Origin of the sequence: Cupriavidus taiwanensis, from assembly GCF_900250115.1 — a bacterium.
Classification (GTDB): domain Bacteria; phylum Pseudomonadota; class Gammaproteobacteria; order Burkholderiales; family Burkholderiaceae; genus Cupriavidus; species Cupriavidus taiwanensis_B.
On sequence record NZ_LT984805.1, the window covers coordinates 436,055 to 442,080 of the forward strand.

Annotated in this window: 5 protein-coding genes and 1 pseudogene; 4 read left to right on the forward strand and 2 right to left on the reverse strand. The window is 57.9% G+C overall.

The features are described 5' to 3' along the window. A protein-coding gene (locus CBM2586_RS31125) for an IS5 family transposase (protein WP_431194961.1) occupies nucleotides 1-962 on the reverse strand; the annotation gives its coding sequence in 2 pieces (ribosomal slippage) (nucleotides 1-713 and nucleotides 713-962; 963 coding nt in all). A gap of 296 nt (nucleotides 963-1,258) precedes the next feature. Here CBM2586_RS31125 and CBM2586_RS31130 point away from each other — a divergent pair. Next, a complete protein-coding gene (locus CBM2586_RS31130) occupies nucleotides 1,259-1,675 on the forward strand; it encodes an adenylyl-sulfate kinase (RefSeq protein ID WP_240991496.1) in 417 nt (138 codons plus the stop codon). 276 nt (nucleotides 1,676-1,951) lie between these two features. Here CBM2586_RS31130 and CBM2586_RS31135 read toward each other — a convergent pair whose 3' ends face one another. Further along, nucleotides 1,952-2,905 (reverse strand): aminotransferase class III-fold pyridoxal phosphate-dependent enzyme, encoded by a 954-nt coding sequence (locus CBM2586_RS31135; protein ID WP_240074695.1) that lies wholly within the window; start codon nucleotides 2,903-2,905, stop codon nucleotides 1,952-1,954. Between the two features lie 98 nt (nucleotides 2,906-3,003). On the opposite strand from CBM2586_RS31135, the gene CBM2586_RS31140 reads away from it, so the two are divergent. The 3 genes and pseudogenes from CBM2586_RS31140 to CBM2586_RS31150 all read left to right on the forward strand — a co-directional run. Continuing rightward, on the forward strand, nucleotides 3,004-4,104 hold the full coding sequence (locus CBM2586_RS31140) for an IS5 family transposase (protein ID WP_012354651.1): 1,101 nt from the start codon (nucleotides 3,004-3,006) through the stop codon (nucleotides 4,102-4,104). 186 nt (nucleotides 4,105-4,290) lie between these two features. Next, nucleotides 4,291-5,252, forward strand: a protein-coding gene (locus CBM2586_RS31145) for an IS5 family transposase (RefSeq protein WP_115691580.1) whose coding sequence is annotated in 2 segments (ribosomal slippage) — nucleotides 4,291-4,411 and nucleotides 4,411-5,252 — 963 coding nt in all. Because the reading frame shifts where the segments join, the coding sequence is not laid out codon by codon here. Nucleotides 5,253-5,484: 232 nt separating this feature from the next. Further along, nucleotides 5,485-6,026: pseudogene (locus CBM2586_RS31150) on the forward strand (IS5 family transposase); the annotation flags it as partial.

Here is a 6,026-nt window from a genome sequence, read left to right on the forward strand (position 1 = left end):
TCATGCCCCGGCAGCCAGCAGTTTGCCGCGCGCCATCCACAAGTTGGACAGTGCGAACAAGGTCATGAGTTGCGCGGTGTTCTTCCTCAGCCCTCGATAGCGGACCTTGGTGTAGCCGAACTGCCGCTTGATGACCCGGAACGGATGCTCGACCTTGGCCCGGATGCCCGCCTTGATTCGCTCGACCTGATCGACGAGCGCGCCAAGTGGTTTGCTTTGGTCCAGGACGCGACGTTTGCCTGGCTTCATCGCTACGTGCCAGTTCACGCCCGCCCGCGCGTCCGGACGCTTCTCCACGCCCTGATAGCCCGCATCGCCGAACGCGTCGGTTTCCTCGCCATGCAGCAGGCTGTTGCCCTCAACCACGTCGTTGACCTTGCCCGCCGTGCCCCGCACCGTGTGCACCAGCCCGCTTTCGGCGTCCACGCCAATGTGCGCTTTCATGCCGAAATACCACTGGTTTCCTTTCTTGCTCTGGTGCATCTCTGGGTCGCGTTCGCCCGACCCATTCTTGGTCGAACTCGGTGCGCTGATCAGTGTCGCGTCCACCACCGTGCCCGCGCGCAGCATCAATCCCTTGTCGCGAAGGATGTCGTTGACCAGCGCGAGGATCTGAGCGGCCAGCTTGTGCTTCTCCAGCAGGTGACGGAACCGCAGGATGGTGCTCTCGTCGGGCAGCCTCACCGTCCAGTTGTCCAGCCCGGCGAACTCCGATACAGCGGCACGTCGTGCAGCGCTTCTTCCATCGCCGGGTCCGACAGGCCGAACCATTGCTGAAGGAAGTGGATGCGCAGCATTGCCTCGACCGCGAACGGGGGACGGCCGCGCTTGCCTTCCGGGGCGTACGGAGCGATCAGCATCACCAGATCGGCCCATGGCACCACACGGTTCATCTCGTCCAGGAATTCGCGCTTGCGGGTGCGCTTGGTCGACAAGTTCAGTCCAAGGTCAGTTTGTTTCATGCGCCACATGCTCGCTGGCTCGACGATTCATTGCAAGCACATCCGCCGGCTAATTGTGCAGAGCATCCCTAGCAAAGTTTCGGTAAACTGTGTTGAGGCCCGAATGCGAAGTTGGCAAAATGGGAACGTAGATCGATCCAACCGTGGTTTAAGAATTCATTGAAAAACGCTTGAATTTATTGCTGCATTCGTTGACACGGCCATCAATCATGAGCAAGTGGAATATGAAACAAAGAGGGCGTGCTATCGTCATGATTCAAGGCCTTCCGGGATCTGGCAAGACTACACTTGCTAGAATGCTTTTGGATTTAATTCCGACAGCCAGCTGGGTTAATGCGGATTTTGTTCGGGATAATATAAATCGTGACTTGACGTTTAGTTTTGTGCACCGAATCGAGCACGCTCGTCGTATGGCGGAAATCGCCAATCTGACGCTAAACTACGGTGCGAACGACCATTGCATTGTGGATTTTGTTTGTCCCACAACGGAAACGCGGAGAGCCTTTCTGGGGGCGGCAAAGTACCCAGTCTACACCGTGTTCATGAACACGATAACTGCTGACGAGTCTAGATTTGCAGATACGCGCAAAATGTATGAGGTTCCCACAGATTACGCGTTTCGGGTGAGCGGATATAAGACGGCGCAGGAATTGAGGGACGTTGCACGTACAATTCACTTGGTACTCCTAAGCAGATCCCAAGTTTGTCGTTGACTAAACTCAGGCGGAGTCTTTGAATTTAATGGCAAATGAGTCTTGCGCGGAATAATATTAGTGCTGGTGCGACTCGGACCGAACCGGTCAGCAAATAGGCCTTCAATTTAGCCTATCACGTAATATCGGTGAAAGCCGCAGCCATGCTGCTACGGCAATTTGCGAAAGTAATAGGACATCTCTGCAACTGTAGCGATGCGAGTTATTCGGCGATTGTGCGTTTGGGGGCGGGTTCGAGCGGTAATCCTTGGCTGTGGGCATCTCGGTACCGGCCTTTCATAATTGTGCCCAATAAGTCTTGTTGGAGAGGCAAGTGTTCGCTGTCGCGCGAAACGCTCGCCAACAGTATTCGATCATGGATCTATCTGTAACCCGCGCGGTCATATCTTCGTCTTTGCAGTAGTCCGCGAGCGCACCCTTCAGCGCCTCTTGTAAAGTGCTGAAGAATGTGTTGCCCATGGAAATATTGCTCATGTAAGTTGCCGGGTAGCCTGTGTATATACCGTATTGAAGGCACCGTCGGACAAATGCACTTCCATGTCTTTGCGAAGGCATGACAATATCGAACATGGCGTCGCTTCCTAAGACACGCGCGGGTATTCCGAAGCTAGCGAACGACTCGTGGAACAACCTCTTGAGCACTGCGCCGCTATCCGCCAAGCGAGCTACAATGCCATCTTCTTCGAAAATTTGCTGCGTTAGATTAGCAGCTACGAAGGCTCGATTTTCACGTAAGTAGGTGTTGCCAAGATAAACACCATCCGCCCCGGACATGGCATCGGCCGTACCAATAACCGCAGAAAGGCCAATTCCCTGTGCGAGTCCTTCGGACAAGGTAATCAGGTCGGCCGGGACCCGGTGTGCTTGGCAGTAACCACCGTCGGCGTAACGAAGTCCGCAAAGCACCTCGTCAACGATCAAAAGCGCTCCATGCAGCATAGCCATTCTAGCGCTTTGGTGGAGTAACTCCGGAGGAAAGACCGATGGCTCTGGCGTGACTACAATTCCGGCGACTTTGCCTCTGTTCCAACTCAACATCTGCTGCAAGATATCTAAGTCATACTGAAAGTCCTGGATGTAATGGTCTTTGGCTGTAGAATCGTCAGACCACGGGTACCGTTGGAAGATGTCATGCCAACCGTGAAAACCGGCTGTTAGGATAATTGGTTGACCGGTTCGACGTCGTGCGATGCGGACAGCTGCCTCCGTTGCACAAGATCCGGTCCTCAAGAAGAAGGCCCTAGCAGGCCGCTGAAATACCTCCAGCGGACGTCAGCGCGACGACTGGCTGAAGCGTTGCTTTGAGGATCCCATCCAATCCCACATTCATGCGCGGCGCAGATACCTTCACGGGAAGCTTGTTCACTATGCGGAGGCTGGAGGATTTCGTGCCGCAGTCCCATCCGCTGCGCTCGATCCGGACTATGGCCAACCAGGCGCTGGTGAAGATGGACCGGCTGTTCGCGCAGATGTACGAGGCCGATATCAAGGGTGGCCGCCCCAGTATCGCGCCGGAGAAGTTGCTGCGGGCCATGCTGCTGCAGGTGCTCTACAGCATTCGCTCTGAGCGCCAGCTCATGGAGCAGACGCAATACAACCTGCTGTTTCGCTGGTTCATCGGGCTGTCGATGGACGACTCAGTTTGGGTGCCCACGGTCTTCACCAAGAACCGCGAGCGACTGATCAAGCATGATGCGGTGATCCAGTTTTTCAACGAGGTGCTGGCCATCGCGCAGAAGAAGAACTGGCTGTCGGGTGAGCACTTCAGCGTGGACGGCACGCTGATACAGGCGTGGGCAGGCCACAAGAGCTTCGTGCGCAAGGATGGCGACGACCAAGACGATGACGCCGGCGGCAGCTTCAAAGGTCGCAAGCGCAGCAACGAGACACACGAATCCAAGACCGATCCCGATGCCAAGCTCTACCGCAAGGGCAAGACATCCAGTGAGCTGCGCTACATGGGTCATACCCTGAGCGACAACCGCCATGGCCTGGTGGTTAGCGCCATGGTGACCAAGGCGGACGGACACGCCGAGCGGGAGGCCGCAAAGGTCATGCTTAACGATGCCAGGCAGGTGATTGAAGACCTGAATGTGGAAGTCACCGTGGGCGCGGACAAGGGCTATGACGCGCACGAGTTCATTGAGGCCTGCCTGGAAATGAAGGTGACGCCCCACGTGGCGCAGAACACATCGGGTCGTCGCTCGGCCGTTCCTGATGCCATTGCTTCCAGCGCCGGTTATGCCGTCTCGCAACAAAAGCGCAAGCTGATCGAACAGGGCTTCGGGTGGGTCAAGACCGTGGGGCGCATGCGTCAGGTGATGGTGCGCGGTCTGAAGAAAGTCGATCAGATGTTTGTGCTGAGCATGGCCGCCTACCACCTCGTGCGCATGCGCTCGCTGGGACAAATCCGTCCGCAGTTGCAGTAATCGCGCTAATGAGGCCGGAATGGGCGCCAAAACGCGGAAAAAGCCGAGGCAGTGACGTCCGGCTTCCGGATTGTGAAAAACAGCGCTCCCAGCCTTGCGGGGAAAAACTCATCGCTAGGGATGCTCTGCACAATTAGCCGGCGGATGTGCTTGCAATGAATCGTCGAGCCAGCGAGCATGTGGCGCATGAAACAAACTGACCTTGGACTGAACTTGTCGACCAAGCGCACCCGCAAGCGCGAATTCCTGGACGAGATGAACCGTGTGGTGCCATGGGCCGATCTGGTGATGCTGATCGCTCCGTACGCCCGGAAGGCAAGCGCGGCCGTCCCCCGTTCGCGGTCGAGGCAATGCTGCGCATCCACTTCCTTCAGCAATGGTTCGGCCTGTCGGACCCGGCGATGGAAGAAGCGCTGCACGACGTGCCGCTGTATCGGGAGTTCGCCGGGCTGGACAACTGGACGGTGAGGCTGCCCGACGAGAGCACCATCCTGCGGTTCCGTCACCTGCTGGAGAAGCACAAGCTGGCCGCTCAGATCCTCGCGCTGGTCAACGACATCCTTCGCGACAAGGGATTGATGCTGCGCGCGGGCACGGTGGTGGACGCGACACTGATCAGCGCACCGAGTTCGACCAAGAATGGGTCGGGCGAACGCGACCCAGAGATGCACCAGAGCAAGAAAGGAAACCAGTGGTATTTCGGCATGAAAGCGCACATTGGCGTGGACGCCGAAAGCGGGCTGGTGCACACGGTGCGGGGCACGGCGGGCAAGGTCAACGACGTGGTTGAGGGCAACAGCCTGCTGCATGGAGAGGAAACCGACGCGTTCGGCGATGCGGGCTATCAGGGCGTGGAGAAGCGTCCGGACGCGCGGGCGGGCGTGAACTGGCACGTAGCGATGAAGCCAGGCAAACGTCGCGTCCTGGACCAAAGCAAACCACTTGGCGCGCTCGTCGATCAGGTCGAGCGAATCAAGGCGGGCATCCGGGCCAAGGTCGAGCATCCGTTCCGGGTCATCAAGCGGCAGTTCGGCTACACCAAGGTCCGCTATCGAGGGCTGAGGAAGAACACCGCGCAACTCATGACCTTGTTCGCACTGTCCAACTTGTGGATGGCGCGCGGCAAACTGCTGGCTGCCGGGGCATGAGCGCGTTTCTGGCTCACGCCGATGCCTCGCGCGCAGCCCGCGAATGCTGCTTCGCGCGTGCGAGATAGCTTCGCTCCGAGCTGATAGGTTGGCGTCGTGGCGCATTCAGCTTCCTGTTAAACGGCCAAGCACACTCGATTCGCGTTTGTGCAGAGTATCCCTAGGGATTCTCTGCACAATTAGCCAGCGGATGTGCTTGCAATGAATCGTCGAGCCAGCGAGCATGTGGCGCATGAAACAAACTGACCTTGCTGAACTTGTCGACCAAGCGCAACCGCAAGCGCGAATTCCTGGACGAGATGAACCGGGTGGTGCCGTGGGCTGATCTGGTGATGCTGATCGCTCCGTACGCCCGAGAAGGCAAGCGCGGCCGTCCCCCGTTCGCGGTCGAGGCGATGCTGCGCATCCACTTCCTTCAGCAATGGTTCGGCCTGTCGGACCCGGCGATGGAAGAAGCGCTGCACGACGTTCCGCTGTATCGGGAGTTCGCCGGGTTGGATAACTGGACGGTGAGGCTGCCCCGATGAGAGCACTCCTGGGGTTCCGTCATCTGCGAGAGAAGCACCCGCTCAGATTCTTGCGCTGGTCAACGACATCCTTCGCGACAAGGGATTGATGCTGCGCGCGGCACGGTGGTAGACGCGACACTGATCAGCGCACCGGGCTCGACAGAATGCGTCGGTGTCGGGCGAACGCGACCCGGAGATGCACCAGAGCAAGAAAGGAAACCAGTGGTATTTCAGCATGGAAGGGCACATTGGCGTGGACGCCGAA

Excerpts from the sequence above, each read along its gene's own strand:
- CBM2586_RS31130 (WP_240991496.1), top strand. The coding sequence starts at position 1,259 with ATGCTTTTGGATTTAATTCCGACAGCCAGCTGGGTTAATGCGGATTTT.
- CBM2586_RS31140 (WP_012354651.1), top strand. The coding sequence starts at position 3,004 with ATGCGCGGCGCAGATACCTTCACGGGAAGCTTGTTCACTATGCGGAGG.